Here is a 25,892-nt window from a genome sequence, read left to right as displayed (position 1 = left end):
CTAGGTATTAGTCTTATGACTGATACTCTTTTGCATTATTATCCTGATGTTATTAACGACTTAGTACATTTTGAACCGGGTTATCCGCATCAGGGTTGGATTTATCTGGCTGATGATTTTGCCATCCTTGATAAGCTAGGGGTAAAAAACCAACCAAAGTAGCTAATATTGCCACTGTATTGACATAGTAAATTGGCGCCAACTGAGACTGTTGTAACCAGAAGCCAGTGATAATTGGCGTTAAGCCACCAAAGATCGCATAGGCAATATTATAGGCAAAGGACAGGCCGGAATAACGAATAGCCGGAGGGAACGCTCGGGTCGAAATAATTGGTGTTAAAACAACCGCGCCGACGAAGAATCCCATAATGGCATAATAGCTACTTAACGCTAAAAATGAGAGAGAGGGTGATAATATATAATAAAAATAGCTAGTTGAAATAATAAGTCCGCTGTAGGCAACAAGCAGGGTGATACGCGAGCCAATTTTATCACTTAAATAGCCCCAAAAAATACAACCAACTGTTAACATTAACACCGCAATGCAGTTGGCTTGTAAAGCGCTATTGCGATCAATATGGTAGATCCCACGTAAAATAACGTCAGGCGTCATTAAAATGATCACGATAATAGCGGTAGATAAAGACCAGGTTAACGCAGCGGTGATCAAACAAGCTTGCTTATGTGATGTTAACACCGTCTTAATCGGTAACTGACTACTAAGCGCTTTTTGCGCCGCTAACTGTTTGAATATCGGTGTTTCCTCTAAAAAACGGCGCAGATAGACAGAAATAAAGCCAAATAAACCACCAAGAATAAATGGGATACGCCAGGCAAAGTCAACAATTTGTTGTTCGCTAAAATGATATTCAATACTAATGGCTATCATAGAGCCAAGTAAAATACCGCCGGTAATACCCGAAGTTAGTATGCCAATACCTAAACCATAACACTGTTTTGGTGTGTGTTCAGCGATAAACACCCAGGCACCTGGCATTTCTCCGCCAATTGCCGCCCCCTGCATAATACGCATTAGTAGTAATAGTAGTGGAGCGGCGATACCAATTGTTGCATAAGTGGGTAGGGAGCCGATGACTAAAGTAGGTAGTGCCATCATAAATATACTTAAACTGAACATGCGCTTACGACCGATTTTATCGCCATAATGTGCCATAATAATGCCACCTAACGGACGAGCCAGATAACCGGCAGCAAATAAGCCAAGAGTTGCCATCAGCGCGAGAAATTGATTGCCACTTGGGAAAAAAAGTTGCGAGATGATTTTGGCGTAAAAGACAAAAATAACAAAATCATAAAATTCAAGTGTGCCACCTAACGAAGATAGACCCAGTGTTTTATAATCTTGTCGATTTAATGGCCTGGCAACAGGCTGACTTTGCATGTTGGTTAGCGATGGCATGTTTTATCCTTTTTATTTTCTTAATTGGCAAAATAGTGTACGGGTATGCTGGATAAATTATTCTAACAATTGGTGCAATTTGTTGATTGGTTTTATTTTTCAATCATAAAAAGATTAAAGTAATAATGATATTTCATTTAGCTGAAATCATTATCCGTTTATCATCTGGAAGTTATGACAAATAATCTTCTATTTTATCGTCATTGTCTATATAAACATCAATAGCGGATTTTATGATATCTTACTTTGAATGGGCTTTAAATGGCTTAAATATTAGGTTATTGGCTTTTAATTAAAATGATAACTAGCAAAAACAATAATGGAATTTAAATAAGAATGCATTCTATTTTAGAAATATAAATAGATTAAATTGTTATATTTGAATTCATACATAGAGAAAAATTTGCTTATTAATTTAAATAGAAAAGATGTTTAATAAGTTGGGTTTCAAGGCGCTATTCTAATATTACAGTAATAGATTAGCGCTGGCGATTCAAATTAGAAAAAGGGTTGCTAAGCCTAAGAAAATAAAAAAGCCACCGGTATCAGTTATTGCGGTTATCATCACACTTGAGCCAATAGCCGGATCTCGACCTAGTTTTACCATAATTAATGGGATAATAACACCCATTAATGCGGCCATCATTAAGTTCAGTATCATGGCTAACGTCATCACTGCACCCATCTCTAGGTTACCATAAAGTAAATAGGTGACGATGCCCATGATCCCGCCCCAAACAATGCCATTAATTAAGGCCACCCCTAACTCTCTGAGTAAGAGAAATGAGAAATTACCAGTCTGGATCTGATGCAAGGCAATTGCCCGCACAATCATGGTGATAGTCTGATTGCCAGTATTGCCACCAATGCCAGCTACAATAGGCATTAATGTTGCCAGCGCGACAAGTTGTGAAATGGTATTTTCGAAAACGCCAATTACCCGTGAGGCGATAAAAGCGGTGCATAAGTTAATGGCAAGCCAAGTCCAGCGAGTTTTTACCGCTTGTCCGACGGGGGCAAAAACATCTTCTTCTGGACTTAATCCTCCCATTCGCCGAATATTGCTATCACTCTCTTCATTGAGATTATCAACTATATCTTCAACGGTTAGGCGTCCCATTAATAAACCATTATTATCAACCACAGCAGCCGAGATCAAATCGTATCGTTCGAAAGCACTTGCGGCGTCTTCCGCTTTTTCGTCGGGCAAGAAGCTTACTGTGGCGGTTTTCATCACATCAGCCACGGTTTTTGTTGGTGATGCAGTTAAAATCGTCGTTAACGGTAATTCTCCTTGTAAGCGATTTTGCATATCAACAATAAAAATTTTATCGGTTGCTTCAGGAATATTGCCTCGTTGCCGGAGATAGCGTTGAACAGTTTTCAGGCTAACGTTAGGTCTAACGGTAATAAATTCAAAATCCATCATTTGACCAACGCTATCTTTTGGATATTGCAAGACTTCACGGATCTGATTACGTAGACTGGGATCAAGATAAGTCAATAAGCGACGCATTGTATCGCGAGGTAAATGTTCAGCGATATAGGCTTGTTCATCAACATGTAGATTAGCAACAGCACGTAGCAATTCTCTATCCGACATGTTTTTTAGTAAACTTTCCCAGACTGAGGTTGACGCCTCAACCAATACCTGGCCGCGTTTATTATTATCGATTAAATACCATAACGATGAACGTTCATCATATGGTAACATTTCTAATAGATCAGCAATATCTGCGGCATGTAAGGCATGTAATAGTGATTTAATTTGAATGATTTTTTTATCATGTTTTAGGATAGATAAGCTTTGTTGTTTGTTATGTTGGGTGGCTAATATTTTAATTGTCTCTTCATTTTCCATAAAAAGCGTTAAAATATCTTGCCTAATTTGAGCCAGCTTTTGGGAATGTGGATTAATAAGTGAGGTAATATTTGATGAAAAGGCTGGTTGAGACATGGTTATCCTTAAATACTAATAGTCGTAACCTATTATCAGGTATTATCATTTATAAGACTTTTGATTAAATGCACACATTATTTAAACAACTACTATCAGCAGCAGGATAGATAAGTTATCAGATAGAAATTAAGTAATTAAATTAGATTTATATTTGGTAAATTTTATTTTTTATAATACCAAAATATCAAGTAGATTCCTCTTTAATTTTTAATTTCCAACCAGGTACCTCTTGCCAGTATTTTTGTTCTTTTTCTAAATCTAGCAGCATTAACGCATTTTGCTGTAAATAGTGAGAAGGGAAATAGAGTGTCCAATGGCTTTGATCGGTTTTTAAACGTAGTGAACTTGGCGTTGTTGTTGATTGACGCTGATTATTAAGTAGGGTAGCTAACCGTAATAGTTGGATCATGGGTAATAATTGTTTTTTCTTAAATAGATTGAACTTAGGAATATCTTCAGACTTGATGCTTTTTTTATGGTACCTAACTAATGTTGCCAATAATAATTGTTGCTCTTGGTTAAATCCCGGCAGATTAGTATTGTGTAAAATATAGGCAGAATGACGGTGTAAGCCATTATGATTTATATTTAACCCGACCTCATGCAGCATCGCTGCCCAGGTAAGTAGCACTTTCAATTGTGGGTTAACCAACTTGGGATTTTGTTTTGCCCATTGTTGATAAAGAATTTTGATGGTTTTTGACACTCGCTGGGTTTGTTCGCGGTCAATATTATAGTGCTCAGCTAAACTTAACGCGGTGCGCTGGCGAATGTCTTGATGACGAAAACGTCCTTCCATTTCATATAGAACTCCTTCACGTAAAGCGCCGTCAGATAAAGATAATTGTTTGATCTGCAGCGAATCAAATATACCATATAAAATGGCCAATCCCGGAACAAAAACATGCGCACGCTCTGCCGATAAGCCAGGCAGATCGAGGGATTTAAAATTTTTATACTTTAGAACTAATTTTTTTAGTTTAGCTAAGCGCTCAGGGGTGATGATGCCATCTGAGTCACCCAACTGGCAAAGGACTTCATGGATTGCTTTGATGGTTCCTGAAGCGCCAAAAGCACAGTCCCAACCTTTCATTTGATATTGGCAAGCAAGATTTTCTAGTTTTTGCCGGCTTGCAAAATAGGCGCGCGCAAAATTAGTTTCATTAATGATATTATTGGCAAAAAATTGGCGGCCATAACTGATGCATCCCATTTTACGGCTTTCCATTAATAAAGGCTTAAAATCTTCACCAATAATAAGTTCCGTTGAACCACCGCCGACATCAATCACCAACTTCCGCCCTTTCTCTGGCTGGGTATGTTCGACACCCATAAAAATTAGTCGCGCTTCTTCTTGGCCTGAAATAATTTCAATTGGGTAGGGTATGATGGCTTTAGCACGTTGCAAAAACTCTTTGACGTTAACCGCTTCTCGTAAGGCATGAGTGCCAACAATACAGACATTATCAGCAGCAAAACCTTGTAAACGTTCGGCAAAAAGCGCTAAGCAGGTTAAAGCACGCTGAATTGAGTCTTCGTTTAATTGGTTATGCTCATCTAAGCCATCAGCCAGATGAACGCGTTTTTTAATGCGGGTTAAAATTTGTAAAGCGCCATTAACGATTCGCGCGACAATCATATGAAAGCTATTAGAGCCTAGATCAATGGCAGCAATTTCCATCGGCCTCGATGCTGAAGGTTTTGTTAATGGCATAGTGTTAAGCTCTTGTCTCTGGATGTTCTAGTGATTTTAAATAATCGTAGACGGCAAGTTGGGCTTGGATTTTGCGTTTATTACCGCGCGGTACGTAACGATTAGTCAACTCTTTATCGATATAACGAGCTTTAACTGTATCGTTAAATTGTAATTCAAGAATGTCGAGCACGCGTTGTTTCAGTTGTTGATCAACTAATTTAACGGCAACTTCAATACGAAAATCGATATTGCGCGTCATCCAGTCAGCCGATGAGATAAAGACTTCTTCGTTGCCATTGTTACTAAATACATAAACTCTATCATGTTCAAGAAAGCGGTCAACAATGCTAGTAACTTGAATATTTTCACTGAAATTAGCTTGGCCAGGAACCAGTGAACACATGCCGCGGATCAGCAGGCGAATTTTTACGCCAGCATTGGAGGCATCATAAAGACGATTAATTAACTCTTTGTCGTCTAAATTATTAATCTTTAGTAAGATAGCGGCCGCTTTTCCCGCCTGAGCGTTGCTAATTTCCCGCTCGATCAGTTGTGTCAGCCGAGTGCGTGAATTTTGCGGTGAAACCATGAGATTTTCAAAACTTACGGGTCGATAAGGATTTTCAATAAAGTTAAATACCCGCCTTACTTCATTGGTAATTTGTTGATTGGCCGTTAATAATGAATAATCGGTATAAAGGCGAGCGGTTTTTTCGTTAAAATTGCCGGTGCCAATGTGGGCATAACGAATAATTTCACCTTGTTCGAGGCGGGAAATAATAAACAGTTTAGCGTGGATTTTCAGGCCAGGTGCAGAAAAAATAACATGTACTCCGGCTTCAGTAAGATGCTTAGCCCAATGAATATTGGCCTCTTCATCAAATCTAGCTTGTAATTCAACCACCACGGTGACTTTTTTACCGTTGTGAGCAGCATTAATCATCGATTCAATGATGCGTGAATCCTTGGCTACACGATAAATATTGATTTTAATTGTCAACACGTTGGGGTCAAAAGAGGCTTGTCGTAATAATTCTATCGTATGTTCAAAAGTGTAATAAGGATAGTAGAGGAGAACATCTTTTTCTCTGATGGCATCAAATCCATTACGGAAGTTATCAAAACGACGATGACGTAAGCGCGGCAGTGGCTTATTAAGTAAATTTTTATTACCTTCATTTGGAAATTTAATGAAATCTTTAAAGTTATGATAACGGCCACCTGCAATCACTGAGTCATCATTAGATAGTCCGAGTTTTTTTCTCAGCAGCTCAACCATTTCATCAGGCATGTCGCGTTGATAAACAAAACGAACTGGTTCGGCATTAAGACGCTGTTTTAAACTGGATGACATCAACTCTAGCATGCTAGATTCCATCTCAGTAGTTAAATCATATTCTGCATCGCGCGTCATTTTCATGGCGTAGGCGTTTAATTGGTCGTAATCAAAAAAGCCTTTAAATATTTCGTCTAGACAATAACGCAAAATATTATCTAGCAAGATCATTGATTTCCTGCGTTTCGGCATTTCAGGCGGTAAGTGAATAAATCTAGGCTGTTTGCCAGCTGGAATTTCAAGTAAAGCATATTGAATATTCTGTCCCTGGATAATCTCAACGGCTAAATAGGTATAGTCATCTTTCAGAAATTCAACTAAATCCGTTTCTGGTGTGATCAAAATAGGCGTAATATGTTGACGAAGTTGTTGGCGAAAAAATTGTCGTAACCAAATTTGTTGGTTTGGTGAAATTTGCCGTTCATTAATTAGGAAAATTTGGTTATGTGCCATTTCAAGTAATAGCTCGTTATACAATGAGTCAAATTCTTGATCGAGCTTGGCAACTTTACTTTCAATTCTCTTTAGTAGCTGGCGTGAACTGGATGCCGTTCCTCGTTCTTCATTAATTAATATTCGGCGCTTAACATCGGCAAATCTAATTTTATAAAATTCCTCAAGGTTATTGGAATAAATGCCCAAAAATCGCATGCGTTCAATCAGCGGATTACGTTTATCTGCTGCTTCTTGCAAAACTCGCTCATTGAATGATAGCCAACTGATCTCTTTTTCAGTATAGAGTCGATCTTGAGACATCTTTACTCCATAACCATTATTGTTATTTAGTAATACGGGATATTGATACTTACCAGCTTATCTGATTACTGATGATTTTTCAGGTATTTTATTACTCTCTACGCGAGATTTTTTTTTCATTTCACTGTATTGATGTTGAAAAATACTCATCCGAATGACGGTACGATATTTGCCATTAATAAAAAATTCATCTACCAGATCGCCTTCAATATGAAAACCCAACTTTTTATAAATATGTAGCGCTTTGGTATTTTCTTTATCGACAATCAAGTAAACTTTATAGAGGTTTAGGACCGAAAAGGCATAATCCATTGCTAAGTTAGTGGCTTTTGCCGCATATCCTTTACCTTGAAATGCCGGATCAATAATAATCCCAATTTCAGCTCGACGATGAATGTAATTTATTTCTACTAATTCGATTAAACCAATTTTAGTGCCTTCATTTTCAATAATGAACCGACGTTCTAACTGATCATGAATGTGTTTATCATACAAATCGCTTAATTCAACAAAGGCTTCATAAGGTTCTTCGAACCAATAACGCATAACACTGGCGTTATTATCTAATTGATGGACAAATGGGAGATCTTCACGTTCTAAAGGTCGTAATGTAATCGACTCGTTTTTTTTGCCAGTAGGCATTTGATACCTCGATTGGAAGTAAAACTTAGCATATAAAAATAGTCACTATGGATGTTCTGCATTTTTAGTCACTTTGATCAGTCAAAAAATAACAGAATCAAGCTGAGTGATAAATAAGGGCAACTATATTTTAGCAATAAACTCAGTTTTCGATAACTAATTCGTTAAGTATTGGGTGATTATTACTACAAAATTAGTCAATTAGACTTGATATAAATATGGGGCTATATGAGTATACAAAATTGTGATGCCATAGGCATCACATAGCGAGGGATGATGTTAATCTTCATCATTGGCGTAACCTTGTTCAGGTAATTTACAACCATCTAAGAAAGCTGAATTATTAACCATCACTAATCGATCTTTAACAAACCAATTAATGACTAATGGATAAATACGATGCTCTTGTGTTTGAACGCGCGCAATAATATCTTGCACTTGATCTTCCGCAAAAATAGGTACTTTAGCTTGTAAAATAATCGGGCCTGCATCTAATTTCTCAGTGACAAAATGAATAGAAGTACCATGCTCTTTATCACCATTTGCCAGCGCTTTACGGTGGGTATTTAATCCAGGATACTTAGGCAATAGAGAAGGATGAATATTAATTATTTTACCTAAATAATGGCTGACAAAGCGTGGTGTGAGAATGCGCATGTAACCCGCCAGTACAATCAGATCTGGCTGATATTGTGCTATCTCGGTCATGAGTGATGCATCATAAGTCTGGTTATCTGCGTAATCCGTTTTTGGCATCACAACGGTTGGGATCGCGGCTTGCTTAGCCCGTTCTAAACCATAAGCCGTCGGATTATCACTGAAAACCGCACTAATTTTTGCGGTAATATTTTGTTTTTGGCAAGCATCAATAATGGCTTGTAAATTACTGCCGTTGCCAGAAATTAATATCACGAGATTTTTCATTTGCTGATTGTCACCTGTAGTTCATTCGCCTTGCTCGCGACAATTTCACCAATGAGCCAGGCATTTTCACCCAGTTGATTGAGCAGTTGTAACGCGCCAGAAACTTCTTCTGCCGGTATTACAATTACCATGCCAACACCACAATTAAAGGTGCGGTACATTTCATGAGTCGTTACATTACCGGTTTGTTGTAACCAACTAAATATGGCTGGCCATTGCCAGCTCGCGCCATCAATTTGCGCTTGGGTATTTGCTGGTAAAACACGTGGAATATTTTCCCAAAAACCACCACCGGTTATATGGGCAATGGCATGAATATCCAGTCTTTCAATTAACGCTAGAATATTTTTAACATAAATGCGCGTTGGTGCTAACAAACTTTCTGCCAGTGACTTATTTTCTAGTTGTATGGTGGTTGGATCTACTTGGTTTAGCTGTAGGATTTTTCTAATTAATGAATAGCCATTGGAATGAGGGCCACTAGAGCCTAAAGCAATGAGGGCATCGCCAGCTTTAACTTTGCTACCATCAATAATTTTTGTTTTTTCGACTACACCAACACAAAAACCGGCTATATCATAATCGTCGCCATGATACATACCCGGCATCTCTGCTGTTTCTCCACCGACCAGGGCACAGCCTGATTGTTTACAGCCTGCTGCAATGCTTTTGATCACATTGCTAGCTGTGTCCACATCTAGTTTACCAGTTGCGTAATAATCGAGAAAAAAGAGGGGCTCCGCTCCTTGAACAATTAGATCATTAACGCACATGGCAACCAAATCAATGCCAATGGTATCATGGCGTTTTAAATCCATAGCTAATCGCAGTTTGGTTCCGACACCATCGGTGCCTGAAACTAATATTGGCTCACGATACTTTTGTGGTAAGGCACACAGTGCGCCAAATCCGCCTAATCCCCCCATTACTTCTGGGCGGCGGGTTTCTTTAACTGCACCTTTAATACGTTCGACCAGTATATTACCTGCATCGATATTGACACCAGCATCTTTATAGCTGAGAGAAATTTTATCTGTCACAGCAAGCTCCCAAGGCGATTGCATTTAGTAAAATAGATGGAAACAACGATAATTCTACCAGCCTAAGCAAACGTTTGCGAGACTCTTTATTGGTTTTGATAATAAAGTGCAAAAGCGCGTAAAATGAATTTTATATATGGAAAACCTTAATCTAGCAGTGGAAGAGGGCAGAAAAAGCGCTATAATCTGCTAATTTTTTATTTGTAGATAGTTTGTACTGAAGGAGAGTAGCGTGAAAATCGTTGAGGTAAAACACCCGTTAGTTAAACATAAATTGGGTTTATTACGGGACAAAGATATTAGTACTAAACGTTTTCGTGAATTGGCCTCAGAAGTGGGCAGTCTTTTAACTTATGAAGCAACAGCAAACTTAGAAACCGAGACAATTGCAATAGAAGGTTGGTGTGGTCAGGTAAACATCGAGCAAATTAAAGGAAAAAAAATTACCGTTGTGCCAATTTTACGTGCTGGATTAGGAATGATGGATGGGGTATTGGAAAATATTCCTAGCGCCCGTATAAGTGTTGTAGGTGTTTATCGTGATGAAAAGACGTTGGAGCCTATTTCATATTTTCAAAAGCTGGCTTCAAATATTAATGAACGCATGGCATTGGTTGTTGATCCGATGTTAGCTACCGGTGGTTCAATGATTGCCACGATTGATTTACTTAAGCAAGCAGGCTGTCAGGTTATCAAAATATTGGTATTAGTTGCCGCACCCGAGGGTATTAAAGCACTAGAGGCTGCTCACCCCGATGTTGAACTTTATACCGCATCGATTGATGATCATTTGGATGAACATGGTTATATTGTTCCTGGTTTAGGTGATGCGGGCGATAAGATATTTGGTACTAAGTAACATTTATCGTTTAAGTTATTTTTTATTACTGATAGTCATTGAAAATAAATAAGATTGGCTGCGATACCAATCTTATTAAGCGTGAAAACTATTATTTTAAATTTAATTAGTTAATTTTTGGGCGTTTTTTTCGCTCTATTTTTATCCAACCAACGTTTTAGCCCTTCATAATTTTTATTTAATTCAATTTTGGCATTTTCTTCTGTCAGTTTATTGGGATCAAAAATAAACTCTTGTGCTATGTAATTAAAATCATAGCCGGAAGCGGGGTTAGAATACATACTGTAATAGAATAGTTTAGCTTGTTTGTCTGCTTTTATTACTGGTTCAATAAACTGAATAAAATTATGCTCCTCTTCATTAAATTTTACAAAATCCGTTAGATTGGTTGCTAACTCTTTAGTTAAACTAGCACGTTCATCATTGTCAATAAATTTATGCGTGGCAATAATATGTTCAGCTAATTGGTGTGGATTACTAGTTTTGAAATTGCTTGAGCGGCTATTAAAATTTAAAATATAGTTACAGGTTCTAATTTGATAGAGATAATCTAAGTAGTTCCTTAAATAAAGCGATGCATTATCTAATGAATTAGTCGGTGCCCATTTTGATTGGTCACGGATATTAGTTATTATTGTGGTAACAAAATTTGTCGGTGAAGCGGCCAGTTTTTTGGCATTTGTGTCTCTATCATTATTTTCATTCCATTGATTATCATCTTGGATGGCTTTTTCTTTTCCATGACCAAATATTTCAGCACAACCTAATAAATGACTAATATTTTCACCACTATATTTTGATGTATCAATAGAATTATCGATACTGTTAAATTTATTTGTATTTATCATAAATATTCCTTTAATTAAAATAATTAATTTTATAATTTATTGAGTCTAATTTTTATTAAAATTTTTTATCCACTAATTTAAAATATATTGTCATAATTTTATCAAATAAAACTGTAATGATTATTCTCCTGATACTAACCAGATAACCTATATTATTATTTAATTTTAATATACTATGTATAATTAATTATGATATAAGAAAATCATTGGCATTTTTTTATTTTGTAATCAAAGTAGTAAAGTATATTAATTAAAACACAGCAAATAGTTATTATTTTCTACTTTGGTATTGTTTTGTTTTAACCAATCAGAAAGTAGGGAAAATTTAACCTGAATAATACTTTTTATATCTTTAGGTGATAAGTTAAAGTCCATAAAATGAAGTGTTAATCTTGCTATCTTAATTACGATAAAATTTGCTTTTTTTGGTGATTAGTCCTAAGAAATGGTTTTTATCTTACCAGAGCTTACTTAATTTTTGATACAATTTTCTGTTATGAAATTAAAATATTAAAAGGTGGGCTTTATTGATCAGTTTTGATGAGTAATAATATATCAATTATTAGTTATTGAGAGGATATTGCTCATGACCCGCCGCGTAATTGGCGTAGCAGAAAGGCCGCCGCTAAGAGAAACTATTCCATTAAGTTTTCAGCATCTATTTGCTATGTTTGGTGCGACAGTATTAGTCCCTATTTTATTTAACATCAACCCTGCAACCGTTTTATTGTTTAATGGTATTGGTACATTGCTCTATTTAATTATTTGTCGGGGGCGTATTCCTGCTTATCTGGGCTCAAGTTTTGCTTTTATTTCGCCAGTTTTATTGTTATTACCCCTTGGTTATGAGTTAGCATTGGGCGGATTTATTGTTTGTGGACTACTTTTTTGCTTAGTATCACTAATTGTAAAAATAGCAGGTAGAAATTGGATCAATATTATTTTTCCTCCTGCGGCAATGGGCGCGATTGTGGCTGTTATTGGTCTGGAATTAGCGCAAACGGCAGCTGGCATGGCAGGGCTTTTACCTAAAGCGGATATATCGGTTGATTCAAGTAGTTTAATTATTTCAGTGGTGACGTTGATTGTGACCATTTTATGTTCGGTGGTTTTTCGAGGCTTCTTAGCGATTATTCCTATTTTGATTGGTGTGGTTGTCGGCTATTTACTTGCCTTTTTAATGGGAAAAGTTGATTTAACTCCCGTTATTACCGCGCCATGGTTTGCATTACCCACATTTTATTCTCCACGATTTGAGTGGTTTGCTATTTTGACTATTTTGCCTGCCGCGCTAGTTGTTATTGCGGAACATGTGGGTCATTTGGTTGTAACTGCCAATATTGTTGGGCGAGATTTATTAAAAGATCCCGGTTTACACCGTTCAATGTTTGCCAATGGTTTATCAACCACCATTTCAGGATTTTTTGGTTCAACACCGAATACCACCTATGGTGAAAATATTGGTGTAATGGCGATCACTAAAGTATATAGTACTTGGGTAATTGGTGGCGCGGCAATCTTAGCTATCATGCTTTCCTGTGTTGGTAAATTAGCGGCTGCAATTCAGCTTATCCCAGTTCCAGTGATGGGGGGTGTTTCCTTATTACTTTATGGTGTTATCGCGGCATCAGGTATTCGAGTATTAATTGATTCTCGTGTAGACTATAACAAACCACAAAACTTAATATTGACTTCAGTTATTCTAATTATTGGCGTAAGTGGTGCGACGATCCATATTGGTGCTGCTGAGCTGAAGGGGATGGCACTTGCTACCATTATCGGTATTATAATGTCGTTAATTTTTCGCCTGATTAATATTATTCGGCCAGAAAAAACTTATATAACTTCTAAAATTGAGTCGATTGACCCGATTAAAAAATAGCTATTTTACTGGAATAATAACCAAATTGTTAGTTTCATCGGATGATATTGTTTAAGTTCATCTAATTACAACTTTTGTGTTAAGCTGTATGTGTTTTCTTATCTATACAGAAAGAGGTGCTTCTGAATACGCCGTCGCAGCTTTCATTACCTTTATCTACGCCCGATGATGAAACCTTTGCCAGTTTTATTACTGGCGAAAATGGTATTTTATTAGCGGCCATTAAATCTGCTATTAATCAATTTCATAGTAGCTATATATATTTTTGGTCTCAGCAAGAAGGTAGTGGTAAAAGCCATTTATTACATGCTGCATGTACTGAATTGTCACAAAAAGGTGAGGCGGTTGGTTATGTTCCTCTGGATAAACGTAGCTATTTTGTCCCTGATGTTTTAGATGGTATGGAGCATTTAGCACTTGTTTGCATTGATAATGTTCATTGCATTGCCGATGATGAAGAGTGGGAATTAGCACTTTTTAATTTATATAATCGTATCTTAGAAAACGGCAAAAGCTGTTTATTGATCACCGGTAATAAGCCGCCAAGGTTGATTGATTTAACTTTACCTGATTTAGCATCCAGACTCGATTGGGGGCAGATCTATAAACTTCATCCACTTAGTGATGACGATAAGATCCTAGCACTACAATTACGCGCTAAATTACGCGGTTTTGAGTTATCTGAAGAGGTTAGTCGTTTTGTATTAAAACGTTTGGATAGAAAAACCCGTACACTATTTACTATGTTAGATGAGTTAGATCATGCTTCGATAGTTGCTCAGCGTAAACTGACTATACCCTTCGTCAAGGATATTCTTAAGCTTTAATTGAAGAGGTAAACTTGTTTTACCTCTTCAAGATAGAAGACTATTTAAATAGCTTTTTCACTAATTCTGGTGGACGACCTAGTTGAGCATGCCCATTGACAACAACAATTGGTCGCTCTATCAAGATCGGATTATCATGCATTGCTTGGAGTAACACCTCGTCTGATAACGCGCGGTCAGATAAATTAAGTGTTTGATAAACTATTTCATTGCTCCTCATTAATTGACGCGGTTCAGTGAAACCTAATTGCCAAAGTAAGGTTTTTAAGCTATCGATGGTTGGTGGTGTTTTAAGATATTCAATGATGCGCGGTTCAACCCCCATATCCTCTAATAGCTGTAGGGTTTGTCGGCTTTTTGAACAACGAGGATTATGATAAATTGTCACTTGTTGAGACATAGAATAAGTTCCTTAGCGTTTTTGTAACTGTTTATCACGGATTTGTAACTGGCGTAGTGCATCAATGCGCGCATCATATCTGGCTTGATCATAACTACCGGTTTTTGTCAACCGACTGGCATCAGTAAGATATTGAATGGCAGTATTATAATTGCCACGTAAAGCCATACCTTCAGCATAAGCGGCTAACTCTTCACTTCGCTTAGCTTGTTTAGCTGAAACTTCTGCCAGCAAAGTCCAACCATTTAAGTCATTGGGATTATCGAAAGTGTATTTACGTAACAATTGACTAGCTTGCTCATACTGATTATTGGCAATGTAGGCATTAGCCAGATTTATTTGTAACACTGGGTCGTTTGGGGTTTTGGTTAGTGCACTTTGTAAACGAGAAATCGCTTTTAGTGGTTGATTTAGCCCAATTTCTATATCGGTCATGAGATCAATAAACCAGGGATTAGTGGGTTGTTTAGCTAAAAGTAAGTTCACAATATTACTCGCAGCCGGATATTTTTTATCTTCATTCAGTCGTAGTGCATGACCATAATCAGCCGCCATTCTTTCTTTAGCATCACCCTGACTATATTGTGATAAAATTTCCTCAAGGACGGTTTTTTGTCCATCTGTATACATGGCAAGAATGCGCACTCGAGCCAGCATAAAATCCAGTGATGGAGGAAGGTTAATTTTCGGGTATTGATTTGAACGATTTAGCGCATCAGCTAAACGACTATCTGGTAATGGATGGGTTAATAGCATTTCAGGTGGTTTTGACATATAACGGCTCTGATCAGCTAAAATTTGCATAAAGTCAGACATGGCGCGCGGATCGAATCCGGCTCGACGTAAAGTTTGTATGCCAATTCGATCAGCTTCTTGCTCGTTAGATTGCGTAAAGCTTATTATACCTTGTTGCACTCCTGCTAATGTTCCCGTCAGCGCCGCAATACCCGCTTGTGGATTAGCCATCACTAACAGTGCTGAACCAATAGCGCCTATCCAGGCTAATGGTGCATTTCGTTCACGATCTTCTAGCATACGGGCAAGATGTCTTTGTGTTACATGAGAAATTTCATGAGCGATCACTGAGGCCAGTTGACTTTCATTTTGGCTATAACGAAAAAGGGCAGAATGGAGAACGACATTACCACCAAAATAAGCATAAGCATTAATATTAGGGTTATTTATTAAGTAAAAATGGAACGGTGTTTTTACTGAATGGGCATTTTTTACTAAGCGCATGCCGAGATGATTAATATATTGATTTAATAAGGGATCGTAAATAAGTGGTGTGCTAGCACGTAATTGGCGGGTTAGTGCGTCACCAATAATGATCTCTTGATCAATAGTTAATGTACCGCCTGCGGTAGTACCAATATCGGGTAGATTATCGTCAACAGCGGCATAAACAGGTATCATAGGAACTGCTAACATTATTGTTATTACAAGAGTAATAAGTGGTTTAGTAAATTTTGTATTCATAAACCGAAAGTATCCCTTACGATTGATTATGTTATTAAATGACATTTTTATGATAGCAAACCTTACTGGATAATCTGTCAATTGGTATAATTTCGTAGATTAAAAGGCTAATTTACCACATTCAGGAGTGAATATATGCTGGAGATGTTTTTGCAATGGTATCGTCGAAGATTTTCAGATCCTCAGGTCGTTGCATTGTTTATCAGCCTGATTATCGGTTTTTGTATCATTTTCTTTTTTCATGATATTTTAGCTCCTTTATTAGTTGCTATCGTGTTGGCTTATTTACTTGAATGGCCAACCCAAAAACTGGGTAAGTTAGGCTTATCAAGGCTGGCGGCGGCGTCCATTGTGCTGACAATATTTATGGGTATTAGCGCCATGGTTTTTTTAATTATTGTGCCCATTGTCTGGCAGCAAGGAATGAATTTATTATTTGATTTACCATCAATGGTGAATAGCTTTAATGAATATGCTAAGGCTTTGCCTGAACGTTACCCCGCTTTGGTCGATGCCGGTATTATTGATATGATAGCGGATAATTTACGCGGTCGTTTATCAACTTTAGGTGAATCTGTAGTTAAGTACTCTGTTGCCTCACTTATTGGCATTATTACCATAGCAATATATCTGGTTTTAGTACCCCTAATGGTATTTTTTCTGTTGAAAGATAAAACGAGAATGATACGTGGATTACAACGTATTTTACCTCGTGATCGGTTATTAGTCGGACAAGTTTGGCAGGAGATGAACCAACAAATCACTAACTATATCCGCGGTAAAGTTATTGAAATGGTTATTGTTGGTATCTGTACTTATATTGCATTTGCTTTTTTGGGTTTGCGCTATTCGCTATTTCTATCAGTACTTGTTGGTATTTCTGTTTTGATCCCCTACATTGGTGCGGTGGTGGTTACTATCCCCGTAGTATTAGTTGCGCTTTTTCAATGGGGTATTGGACCCGATTTTTGGACTTTACTTATCGCTTATTTAATTGTTCAAGGGCTCGATGGCAACTTATTGGTGCCAATTCTATTTTCTGAAGCGGTTAATTTACATCCACTGGTTATTATTTTATCTGTCGTGGTCTTTGGTGGGCTTTGGGGCTTTTGGGGCGTATTTTTTGCCATTCCACTGGCAACGTTAATTAAAGCCGTAATGCATGTTTGGCCGGAAGATAATCTAGTAACTGAAAAATAGTGTTTAATTGTTAATTGCCAGCAAAACATGCAAGGGCAATTAACAATCGATTTTAATCACGGATGGGTATTGAGATAATCCATTACAATTTGATGATGATCCGTTGTTTTGAATTTGTCAAACACATGTTCAATTTCGCCTTTGGTATTAATTAGGAAACTGATACGATGAATACCATCAAACGTTTTTCCCATAAACTGCTTTGCTCCCCATACCCCGAATTTTTCCGCAACCTCGTGCTTGTGATCCGATAGTAATGTAAATTCTAGCATCTCTTTTTCAGCGAAACGTGATAACTTTTCTGGTTTATCAGTACTGATGCCTAAGACTGCGACACCCATTTGTTTTAATTTATCCCATTCGTCACGTAATCCACAAGCTTGTATTGTGCAACCGGGAGTCATTGCTTTGGGATAAAAATAAATCAAAACTCGTTGACCAAGATAATCAGATAAATTGATTATTTCGCCATCTTGGTCAGGAAGGCTAAATTGAGGGGCCTTATCACCGGCTTTCAATGGGCTCATGAGATTCTCTCCATTTAATTCTATATGTTATTGCGATTTGCTGATAATGCTAATTGTACCTTGGGTATTTAATTTTGTGCACAATTGTTTAAATCTATTTTTGCTAATTCATTCATTATCATCAATAAGACTTTGGGCATTTATATCAATTTCAAGTTTTCATCCTACTTGTCTGTGGCTGGATCTATTTTTTAATACTAGTCCCGCTAGCTTGAAGTTATGGGTGATAAATAAGCAAGTAAATAGTTCCAACTATACCGGGAGCGACATAAACAATAACTTTGAATATTGTATGGTAACCATAAAAAAAAGCGCCTGCCAAGATAAAAAACAAATATATCAATATAATACGCTGACAGACTGAGAAGTGATAAAATGATATTTAATGGAATAAAATTGGCACTTTTTGGCTAGTTTTTTAATTTTAAAAGATTTATTTGCTGATAAAATAATAAATTGAGCGAGAAAAATAAACTGAAAGTAGGCTGATAACCATTATTTATTTTTCTTAAAATAGAGTGGTTATTAATAAATTTCATTAAATTTTGTGTATGAGAAGGTTTTTTTCTTTAGACTGAAAAAGTACCATAATTTTAATATCTCATTTAGGAAAAAGGTTATGGTTAATAATTCTATTGAAGATCGGAATTTTTTGCGTGGAAGTCTTGCTGCAATTGTTACCCCAATGGATATAAAAGGACAAATAGATAAACCTAGTCTGAAAAAACTGGTTAATTATCATGTGGATAATGGCACAACCGCGATCGTATCTGTTGGCACAACCGGCGAATCAGCGACCCTTGAGCATAGTGAGCACTTGGATGTAGTATTGACGACCTTAGAGTATGCTGATGGCAGAATTCCGATTATTGCCGGTAGTGGCGCAAATGCCACCCAACAAGCGATTACAATAACAAAATCTTTGGAAAAAACGGGTATTGTTGCTTGCTTGGCGGTAACACCTTACTATAATAAACCTTCACAAGAAGGACTCTATCAGCATTTTAAAGCCATTACCGAACAGACAGATTTGCCACAAATCTTATATAATGTTCCTTCGCGTACCGGATGTGATTTATTACCTGAGACAGTTGCTAGATTAGCAAAGTTAGGTAATATTGTTGCTCTTAAAGAAGCCAGTGGTGATTTAAGTCGCGTGAATCGCATACGCCGATTAATTAATGATGATAATTTTATTTTGCTAAGTGGTGATGATGCAACTGCGTTAGACTTTATACAATTAGGTGGGCAAGGGGTAATTTCTGTAACAGCCAATATTGCGGCCAAATTAATGGCTGAAATATGCAAGCTAGCGTTAATAGGAAAGTATGCCGAAGCGCATAAGTTAAATTATCGACTAAGTGAATTGCATCATCAATTATTTATCGAGCCTAATCCCATTCCAGTTAAATGGGCTTGTTATCAATTAGGACTTATTAATTCTGATACATTGCGCTTACCGATGACACCATTAACACTGACCGGTCAGATAGCGGTACAAAAGGCGCTAAAGATCGCTGATTTACAAAAAATTTAGGGAAATTTAATGGCAACATTATTGCACAAATCAAAGGCTATTAAGCTGGCAGGACTGTCTCTTGCGGTATTTTTGGTCGCTTGCACGACTAATCAACGTTATAAGCGTCAAGTAAGTGGTGACGAGTCATATTTAAATACACCACCGTTAAAAAATTTGACTATTCCTCAAGGTATGTCGTTACCATTACAAAACGGTGAATACGATATTCCGCCCGCTAATCAAAATGGTGCTGTAGGTAAAGCATTAGATATTCGCCCTCCCATTCAAACCCTTTCGTTACTTAGTGACACCCATACCGAAAATAGTCCAACAGCAAGTCGCTTATTTTTAAGTAATACAGCTGAAAACAGTGCTCTTTGGTCGCAAATTAACGTTATTTTGCAACAAAAAGCGATTAAAGTTACGCAAAAAAATGATTCTGACCATTTCTTGATTACCGATTGGATTACCTGGCCGCGAGGAGATGAAGATATTCCTCTACAAACTCGGCACAAAATTCAATTGGCTCCACAAAATAATCAAATAGTCATCACGGTCACTAATGAAGGCATAAAGCAGGGTGAAGAGACCATTACCGATCCGGTAGAAATACAGCGCTATAATATTTTAATGTTAAATGAGCTGATTGATTCAATAAATAAACTACGTAATAACCCAACCAGTTCTGATGCCCAGGGTCGTTATGCCATTATAGATGTGCAAACGGGTAGTGATAGCAGTGGATTACCGCAAATCATTGTGCGTGCACCTTATGATGTTGTGTGGGATAGATTACCCTCTGTGCTTGAAAGTATTGGTATGCAAGTTGGTGATCGTAGTCGTTCAACGGGAGCGATTAACCTCACTTATAATGGTATGAGTGATAGTGATTGGCAAGCGATTGGCGTCGATAATCCAACTATGGCAAAGGGTGATTATAAATTGCAAGTTGGTGATATGAATAATCGTAGTAGTCTGCAATTTATGGCAGTGAAAGGAACCACCTTAACACAAAAACAAAATGATGAAATGGTCGCGGCATTAAAAGTGGCGTTTAGTAAAGTGAGCAGTAATTAGTTAATAAAACTGAGTTTATTACGCTTGCCTATAATATTGCTTAAATAAATGATAGATGGTTTATAGTGGTTTATTCACTATAGATCATCTATTTTTTTATTTATTCGCTGAGTTTTGGACTAACAAATGTTTGCTTTGAAGTTATTTAATTAACATATATAACCGCTAATCTGTTATTCTCATTTATCTAACGAAGTAAACGTTTGCGTCTTGCTTTAATGTCCTATTCAAATGTTTTTTTATTAAAATGATCAAATTTCGGAGTCAATAAAATGCAGAAAAAAGCTGAGTTGTATCGCGGAAAAGCCAAAACCGTATATATTACGGATGATCCTAATTTATTAGTATTAGAATTCCGCAATGATACATCGGCACTAGATGGTGAGCGTATAGAGCAGTTTGAACGTAAAGGAATGATAAACAATAAATTTAATCATTTCATTATGCAAAAACTGACGCAAGCCGGCATTCCAACCCAAATGGAACAATTATTGTCAGATACTGAATCATTAGTAAAAAAATTAACCATGATCCCGGTTGAATGCGTTATTCGTAATCGAGCCGCCGGTTCTTTAGTTAAACGGCTGGGTATCGAAGAGGGTATGTTGCTTGAACCACCCATTTTTGATCTGTTTTTGAAAAATGATGCCCAGCATGACCCAATGATTAATGAGTCTTACTGTGAAACTTTTGGTTGGGTTAGCAAGGCGCATCTTCGCGAGATGAAACGATTAAGTTATAAAGCAAACGAAGTATTAAATGCAATTTTTGATAAAGCAGGCTTGATTCTAGTTGATTTTAAACTTGAATTTGGTCTGTTTAATGGTCAAGTTGTCTTAGGTGATGAATTTTCACCAGATGGTAGTCGTTTATGGGATAAAAAAACCAAGGATAAATTAGATAAAGATCGTTTTCGTCAGCGTCTAGGTGGATTAATTGAAGCTTATGAAGAGGTTGCTAAGCGTATAGGTGTTTGCTTAGATTAAAGAAGTTTTCGGTAAAAAGCCTCAAGAAGGGATTGCTTAACAACCCACATTACTTTATTGATTGCTCATCTTGGCTATTACTTTTAAGAATTAACTAGTAAGAGCAGCTTAAGTATTAATTGGCTGCTCGCAAGGTTTTATTAAATTAACGAGATAGATAGACTACAGGATAAATTGCTATAGTAAAATTTTAATCTTATTGTATAGATATAAAATTTAAGGTATTTTGTGGCTGCTTTTTAATCTTACTGGTGATTGTTTTTACTGGATTTTTATCATGTTAAATTAATATTTTTATTATTTAATAAACTAAAATAGTTAAATATAACTTAATAAAGCAATTAGCAATGAAAAAATTAAATTATATGAATGGCTTAAATTTTATAGAGTTAATTATATGATTATTTATCAATAAGATAGATGAATTTTAATACTCAATTATTAACTCAAATTACGGCAAAATTAAACGACAATTAGATAACAGTATAGTTAATGATATATACAATATTTATGAAAAAAATCAATTTAGCGTATTTGGCTATAATAGCGATTAGTCACAATATGATAGCCATTACTAAAGTGATTATGCAAATAATCAATGCAGTTGTGCATCGATATTTTACCGTTTCTCTTCGACCTGCAATTAATTTTTTTGCTTAGTTTTTATTACATAGCTATTTTCTATTTGATCCGCAGCATTGAAATGAATTTGTTAAATTTTACCCCGATTGGGAGTTAATAATTACACAATAATCAAGATGATTCGCTATAATCCCATCAAGGGCTAATTATTCATGTCATATTGGGAGATGATATGCGCTGGCGGGATCATCGTAGAAGCGATAATATTGAAGACCGACGAAATCAATCTGGCAGAATGGGATCACCTTTCGGTGGCGGTGGTATGCGGTTGCCATTACGTGGAAAAAGTGGCTTATTCATTTTGGTGGTTGTTCTCATTGCCGGCTATTATGGTATCGATTTAACCAGTTTTATTACCGGTGACTCCAACATCAATTCCTCTCAACAAGCCAATTACCAACCGATCAGTGCTAAAGATCAGCAATTAGCTGATTTTACCTCAGTTATATTGGCTTCAACTGAAGATGTCTGGCAAAAAGAGTTTAGTCGGTTGGGGCGTAGTTATGCTAAGCCTAAATTAGTGCTTTATCGAGGTTATACTACCACTGCCTGTGGCACTGGTCAGGCAATTATGGGACCATTCTATTGTCCTGCTGATCAGAAAGTTTATATTGATTTGTCATTTTATGAAGAGATGAAAAATAAGCTCGGGGCAGGTGGTGATTTTGCACAAGGTTATGTTGTGGCCCATGAAGTGGGTCATCATGTGCAACATTTATTAGGTATTGATCAGAAAGTGAGAGAAGCGCAACAAAGTGTGAGTCGTACCGAAGCGAATAAGCTTTCGGTTAAGCTTGAACTTCAAGCTGACTGTTTTGCCGGCGTTTGGGGGAATAAAATGGATGAGCAAGGTCTGCTAGAGGAAGGGGATTTACAACAAGCATTAGCTGCCGCTCAGGCAATCGGTGATGATCGTTTACAGCAACAAAGCCAGGGACGTATCGTGCCCGATAGTTTTACTCATGGAACCTCCGAACAGCGTTATAATTGGTTTAAAAAAGGCTATGACACCGGTGATTTTAAAAGTTGTAATACTTTTGGCGCACTTTAGTGCGATAAAAGTCGCTATAAGTTAGCATAATTGTAGCGACTAATAGTGTTTTATTATTTATTTTGCTCAGTCATAATTTATTGATAGGATAATTAATTATATATTTTTATTGGTAAATAATTTTATGGGTAATTTTGATCCAACATTACTTATTTTATTAGTGTTGGCTGGCTTAGGAATAATTAGTCATAATATGACGGTTACATTGGCAATGTTATTTTTGCTGGTTGTTCGCATTACGCCGCTTAGTAATTTTTTCCCTTGGGTTGAAAAATATGGCTTAACCATAGGTATTTTGATTTTAACTATTGGTGTAATGGCTCCTATCGCAAGTGGCAAAATCTCGCCCCATGATGTTGTTAACTCTTTTTTTAACTGGAAGTCGTTATTGGCGATAGTGATTGGCATTTTAGTCTCTTGGTTAGGCAGCAGAGGCGTCTTTTTGATGTCGAATCAACCGTCAACAGTGGCTGGATTATTAGTTGGTACGGTGATAGGTGTTGCTGTTTTCCGTGGTGTTCCTGTTGGGCCATTAATCGCAGCAGGTCTGCTCTCTTTATTGATTGGCAAGTTTTAGTGACAATTGCTAGCCTAATTAATTTACAACCTCAGTTGTGCATTCAGGGCCAACGCCGCTTGCTGGTGCTAAGTGGTCATAGCAACTGGATCCTTGAACAGCTAATGGCGCTTAAACAAGGGATGATTGGGGATTGGCAAACCATTTCACCGCATTGGCCTGATGCTATACCGCCACAAAAAGCGGCGTCACTATTAGGACAAGAATTCTTACATGGTGTTTTTGATGCTACAAAGGGACTTCATACGGAAGCATTGCTAATGTTGGCAGGGACGCTAAAAGCGGGTAGCTATCTTATTATCTGCCTACCTGAGTGGGCAACCTGGTCTCAACAGCCGGATCAAGATAGTCAACGCTGGAATGAAATGGCGTCGATAATAGCGGTACCAAATTTTGTTTCTTGGTTAAAGTATCATCTACAACATGATGCTAATGTTTTGCTATGGTATGAAGGGAAACCTTTTACCGCTCATGCGCTACCCCAAATAGCCGCTTGGCATCAGCCCAATGGGCAACCAACGGTTGAACAAGAAAAAATTTTGCAGTGTTTACTGGCCGCGGAGGCAGGGATTTGGGCATTAGTTGCGCCGCGTGGTAGAGGAAAATCTGCCTTGGCTGGTATGTTGATTGAACGGTGGCAGGGGAAATGTTGGGTTTGTGCACCGGCAAAATCAGCGTCAATGGTATTAACTTACTATACCAACAAAAAAACTCGCTATTGGTCAATTGATAATTTATTGGCTGATTGCCAATTACAAAAACCACATGAAGTTGATTGGTTAATTGTTGATGAAGCGGCGATGCTTCCGATTGGACAATTATATCAATTAACACACTATTTTCCACGTTTACTCTTTACGACAACTGTTGATGGCTATGAAGGTACAGGGCGAGGATTTTTGCTAAAACTTTGTGCTCAATTAGCGCAATGTCATATTCTCTCTTTAACCACACCGATCCGTTGGGCATCAAATGATCCGTTGGAAAATTGGCTAAATAATAGCTTATTATTAAAAGAATATTTACCCAAACCAACAATGATAACTAAATTAAATAACCATCACATTACGTTGTTACCCATAACGCAATCTTTATTAATTGAAAAGCCGCAATTATTATCAGCCATATATGGTTTGCTGACTAACGCGCATTATCGTACTTCACCACTTGATTTAAGACGATTATTTGATGCGCAAGGGATGAATTTGTTGGTTGCGCAACAAAAAAAACATCTGCTAGCTGTATTATGGTTAGTTGATGAAGGGGGATTATCTGCATCGCTTGCTCATGAAGTATGGGCTGGACGGCGTCGACCTAGAGGTAATTTAGTTGCTCAATCTTTAGCAGCACACAGTTATTTTCCGCAAGCTGCACAAATGAATTCTCAGCGAATAAGCCGTATAGCCGTTATTGCTGCTTTCCGTCGCCAAGGTGTAGCAACAAAATTACTCACTTTTTATCAACAGCAGGCGATTAAAGAGGGAAAAGATTTTCTTTCTGTTAGCTTTGGCTATTGTGAACAGTTACAGGCATTATGGCAGCAAAATGGGTTTCATTTGGTCAGGGTCGGTAGCCGTAAAGAAGCGACGAGTGGATTTTATACCGCTATGGCGGTATTGCCCTTATCACCGAAGGCTAGAGAATGGGTGTCACGTGCGCAGTATTTGCTAAAGCGGGACGCTTTTTATATCAATCAGGTAACTGGTTTAACACTAGCAGCGATTAAAGATGATCAATTAAATGATGAAGATTGGCAGGTTTTGTCCGGCTTTGCTTATGGCAATAGAAGTTTTTCAGCTAGCTATCCAGCTATTCGACGGTTATTAATGCAGTCGTCACTGGCTTTAAAAGCTACTAGAATTCATTGTGAACATAATTTATCTATTGAGATATGCTGTCAGCAGTTAAAATTGTCAGGACAAAAAATGTGGTTAAGACAGGCACGCAACGATATTGCAGTTGCATTATTAGAATTAGACTGGCAACGAGCAGAAAAACTTAAATCATGGGTTAATGCTTCTTTTGATTAGGCCAGTCATCTTCATCATCCCATTTGTCATTAAAATCACGGTGAGGAGGAAGTTTGGATTTATTATCTAAAAAACGTTTAGGATCAATTTTTTGCATCTGTTTGACAGCGCTCCAGATAATGCCAATCAGGAGCAGAATGATAATCCACCAGTAATCAGCTAACCAATGCATAAACTTTTTTCCATTAGCAAATGTAGTAAATAAAAGTATACT

At 37.2% G+C, this 25,892-nt stretch carries 22 protein-coding genes; 10 read left to right on the top strand and 12 right to left on the bottom strand.

What is annotated here, in order from left to right; translation table 11 throughout:
- Positions 1–52 precede the first annotated feature (52 nt).
- The 7 genes from QE177_RS07900 to purM all read right to left on the bottom strand — a co-directional run bounded on the left by QE177_RS07900 (position 53) and on the right by purM (position 9,774).
- A complete protein-coding gene (locus QE177_RS07900; protein WP_280548521.1) occupies positions 53–1,420 on the bottom strand; it encodes an MFS transporter in 1,368 nt (455 codons plus the stop codon).
- 493 nt (positions 1,421–1,913) lie between these two features.
- Complete coding sequence (mgtE, locus tag QE177_RS07895) at positions 1,914–3,377, bottom strand: magnesium transporter (RefSeq protein WP_280548520.1); 1,464 nt, start codon at positions 3,375–3,377, stop codon at positions 1,914–1,916.
- A gap of 187 nt (positions 3,378–3,564) precedes the next feature.
- Positions 3,565–5,094: an exopolyphosphatase gene (gene ppx / locus QE177_RS07890; RefSeq protein ID WP_280548519.1), complete on the bottom strand. Its 1,530-nt coding sequence runs from the start codon at positions 5,092–5,094 to the stop codon at positions 3,565–3,567.
- A 4-nt stretch (positions 5,095–5,098) separates the two neighbouring features.
- Positions 5,099–7,168: a polyphosphate kinase 1 gene (ppk1, locus tag QE177_RS07885; protein ID WP_280548518.1), complete on the bottom strand. Its 2,070-nt coding sequence runs from the start codon at positions 7,166–7,168 to the stop codon at positions 5,099–5,101.
- A 57-nt stretch (positions 7,169–7,225) separates the two neighbouring features.
- Positions 7,226–7,810 carry a spermidine N1-acetyltransferase gene (gene speG / locus QE177_RS07880; RefSeq protein ID WP_026822592.1) on the bottom strand — a complete coding sequence of 195 codons (585 nt, stop codon included), beginning with the start codon at positions 7,808–7,810 and terminating at the stop codon, positions 7,226–7,228.
- 279 nt (positions 7,811–8,089) lie between these two features.
- Positions 8,090–8,734, bottom strand: a complete 645-nt coding sequence (gene purN / locus QE177_RS07875; RefSeq protein ID WP_280548516.1) for a phosphoribosylglycinamide formyltransferase — start codon at positions 8,732–8,734, stop codon at positions 8,090–8,092.
- Complete coding sequence (gene purM, locus QE177_RS07870) at positions 8,731–9,774, bottom strand: phosphoribosylformylglycinamidine cyclo-ligase (protein WP_280548515.1); 1,044 nt, start codon at positions 9,772–9,774, stop codon at positions 8,731–8,733. Before purM ends, purN begins: the two co-directional genes overlap by 4 nt.
- Before the next feature lie 232 nt (positions 9,775–10,006).
- Here purM and upp point away from each other — a divergent pair, with 232 nt between their 5' ends.
- The gene (gene upp / locus QE177_RS07865) at positions 10,007–10,633 is read left to right on the top strand and encodes a uracil phosphoribosyltransferase (RefSeq protein WP_026822589.1); all 627 of its coding nucleotides are present in this window, start codon (positions 10,007–10,009) and stop codon (positions 10,631–10,633) included.
- 110 nt (positions 10,634–10,743) lie between these two features.
- Here upp and QE177_RS07860 read toward each other — a convergent pair whose 3' ends face one another.
- Entirely contained in the window at positions 10,744–11,481 is a 738-nt protein-coding gene (locus tag QE177_RS07860) for a hypothetical protein (protein WP_280548510.1), read from the bottom strand.
- Positions 11,482–12,067: 586 nt separating this feature from the next.
- Between QE177_RS07860 and uraA the strand changes: the two genes are divergently transcribed.
- Positions 12,068–13,363 carry a uracil permease gene (uraA, locus tag QE177_RS07855; RefSeq protein ID WP_280548509.1) on the top strand — a complete coding sequence of 432 codons (1,296 nt, stop codon included), beginning with the start codon at positions 12,068–12,070 and terminating at the stop codon, positions 13,361–13,363.
- A gap of 104 nt (positions 13,364–13,467) precedes the next feature.
- Positions 13,468–14,190, top strand: a complete 723-nt coding sequence (gene hda / locus QE177_RS07850) for a DnaA inactivator Hda (RefSeq protein WP_280552241.1) — start codon at positions 13,468–13,470, stop codon at positions 14,188–14,190.
- Between the two features lie 40 nt (positions 14,191–14,230).
- Here hda and arsC read toward each other — a convergent pair whose 3' ends face one another.
- Together arsC and QE177_RS07840 are read right to left on the bottom strand one after the other, a co-directional pair.
- Entirely contained in the window at positions 14,231–14,590 is a 360-nt protein-coding gene (gene arsC, locus QE177_RS07845) for an arsenate reductase (glutaredoxin) (RefSeq protein ID WP_280548508.1), read from the bottom strand.
- 12 nt (positions 14,591–14,602) lie between these two features.
- Positions 14,603–16,069 (bottom strand): M48 family metallopeptidase, encoded by a 1,467-nt coding sequence (locus tag QE177_RS07840; RefSeq protein ID WP_280548505.1) that lies wholly within the window; start codon positions 16,067–16,069, stop codon positions 14,603–14,605.
- Between the two features lie 135 nt (positions 16,070–16,204).
- Here QE177_RS07840 and QE177_RS07835 point away from each other — a divergent pair, with 135 nt between their 5' ends.
- On the top strand, positions 16,205–17,269 hold the full coding sequence (locus tag QE177_RS07835) for an AI-2E family transporter (RefSeq protein WP_280548503.1): 1,065 nt from the start codon (positions 16,205–16,207) through the stop codon (positions 17,267–17,269).
- Positions 17,270–17,325: 56 nt separating this feature from the next.
- On the opposite strand, the gene bcp is transcribed toward QE177_RS07835, so the two are convergent.
- Entirely contained in the window at positions 17,326–17,796 is a 471-nt protein-coding gene (bcp, locus tag QE177_RS07830; RefSeq protein WP_280548501.1) for a thioredoxin-dependent thiol peroxidase, read from the bottom strand.
- 619 nt (positions 17,797–18,415) lie between these two features.
- Here bcp and dapA point away from each other — a divergent pair.
- From dapA to QE177_RS07800, 6 genes are all read left to right on the top strand, one after another.
- Positions 18,416–19,333, top strand: a complete 918-nt coding sequence (gene dapA / locus QE177_RS07825) for a 4-hydroxy-tetrahydrodipicolinate synthase (RefSeq protein ID WP_280548499.1) — start codon at positions 18,416–18,418, stop codon at positions 19,331–19,333.
- A 9-nt stretch (positions 19,334–19,342) separates the two neighbouring features.
- Positions 19,343–20,392 (top strand): outer membrane protein assembly factor BamC, encoded by a 1,050-nt coding sequence (gene bamC / locus QE177_RS07820; RefSeq protein ID WP_280548498.1) that lies wholly within the window; start codon positions 19,343–19,345, stop codon positions 20,390–20,392.
- Positions 20,393–20,664: 272 nt separating this feature from the next.
- The gene (purC, locus tag QE177_RS07815) at positions 20,665–21,378 is read left to right on the top strand and encodes a phosphoribosylaminoimidazolesuccinocarboxamide synthase (RefSeq protein ID WP_280548496.1); all 714 of its coding nucleotides are present in this window, start codon (positions 20,665–20,667) and stop codon (positions 21,376–21,378) included.
- Positions 21,379–22,192: 814 nt separating this feature from the next.
- Positions 22,193–23,071, top strand: coding sequence for a neutral zinc metallopeptidase (locus QE177_RS07810; protein ID WP_280548494.1), 879 nt, complete (start codon positions 22,193–22,195; stop codon positions 23,069–23,071).
- Positions 23,072–23,195: 124 nt separating this feature from the next.
- Positions 23,196–23,648, top strand: a complete 453-nt coding sequence (locus QE177_RS07805) for a DUF441 domain-containing protein (protein ID WP_280548493.1) — start codon at positions 23,196–23,198, stop codon at positions 23,646–23,648.
- Positions 23,648–25,678, top strand: a complete 2,031-nt coding sequence (locus QE177_RS07800) for a GNAT family N-acetyltransferase (protein ID WP_280548491.1) — start codon at positions 23,648–23,650, stop codon at positions 25,676–25,678. The genes QE177_RS07805 and QE177_RS07800 overlap by 1 nt, the downstream gene beginning before the upstream one ends.
- Here QE177_RS07800 and QE177_RS07795 read toward each other — a convergent pair.
- Positions 25,659–25,850: a hypothetical protein gene (locus QE177_RS07795; protein WP_280548489.1), complete on the bottom strand. Its 192-nt coding sequence runs from the start codon at positions 25,848–25,850 to the stop codon at positions 25,659–25,661. The two genes, QE177_RS07800 and QE177_RS07795, sit on opposite strands and share 20 nt — an antisense overlap.
- Positions 25,851–25,892 lie beyond the last annotated feature (42 nt).

Source organism: Arsenophonus sp. aPb, from assembly GCF_029873475.1.
In the GTDB taxonomy this organism is placed as follows: Bacteria; Pseudomonadota; Gammaproteobacteria; order Enterobacterales; family Enterobacteriaceae; genus Arsenophonus.
This window is presented reverse-complemented; position numbering and strand designations above follow the sequence as displayed.